An 889-nucleotide genomic window follows, 5' to 3' on the forward strand; every position below is an offset into this window, starting at 1 on the left:
ACATCACGGTAAACAGGAAGCCGTAGATGTGATGCGCCGGCACGGCGGTCAAAACGCGGCGCCGATCGCCGAGCTGCCCGGCAAACCAGCGGATCTCTTGCTCAAGTCGGTGCATCGGATGCGCGCAGAGCTTGGGCTGACCGGTTGAGCCGGAGGTCTGAAAGCTCAGCGCCTCATCCCAGCGTGCGCGGCTGTCGAGGATGATCCGCGCCCAAGCGCCGAGTTGCCGCTGCTGCAGCAGCTGGTTGTCGAGCCCGGTGCGTTGCAGATGGAACTGCACCGCGATGAGGGTCGCGATATCCAGAAATTCCAGCGAGTCGAGCCCCAGGCTGTCCAGCTCGAACGCAGCATCAAGTCTAACGTCGATAGCGCGTCGCCACCCCGGACGAGGAGGCGTTTGTTTCAGGGTAGGCGCATCATCAGATACAGATCCACGCATTTCAGGCGCTAAATCGGACGCTGCGCTCGGTCTTAGCCCAAGCTGCCCCGGGCGCAATCGGTTCAGCTCCGCCCACAGCAGATCATCCAGCACGCGCATCAGGGTATCGCGGTTCCACCAAGGGCGGCTGGCGACCGGCAGCGGACGCTGCTGCGGCGGTGCTGATGCAACCGGTGACGGATGGGGCGGGATCAATGGGGTCTCACTCAGGCCGTAAAACAATCCGGAGCCAACGCCGGCGGCACCGGCTTGGACCACAAATAACCCTGCCCCCAATCACAGCCGAGAGCTTGCAGAATCTCCAGCTGCGCTTGGGTCTCGATGCCTTCGGCGACCACAGTCTTGCCGATCGAGTGGGCCATGGCGATCATGCCGGCGACCAGACTGCGGTCATGCGGCTGCTCGATGCCCTTGATAAAGGCGCGATCGATCTTTAGCTCGCTGATCGGC

The 889-nt window shown here is 63.0% G+C and carries 1 protein-coding gene and 1 pseudogene; both read right to left on the bottom strand.

Annotation, left to right across the window (positions count from 1 at the left end; all coding sequences use genetic code 11):
* Positions 1-634 (bottom strand): annotated as a pseudogene (locus VBE63_RS30450) (hypothetical protein); the annotation flags it as partial.
* Positions 635-645: 11 nt separating this feature from the next.
* Positions 646-889: EAL domain-containing protein (locus VBE63_RS30455; protein ID WP_323686696.1), on the bottom strand; the 244-nt coding region annotated here is incomplete at its 5' end.

The organism is Lamprobacter sp. (assembly GCF_034860625.1).
In the GTDB taxonomy this organism is placed as follows: Bacteria; Pseudomonadota; Gammaproteobacteria; order Chromatiales; family Chromatiaceae; genus Lamprobacter.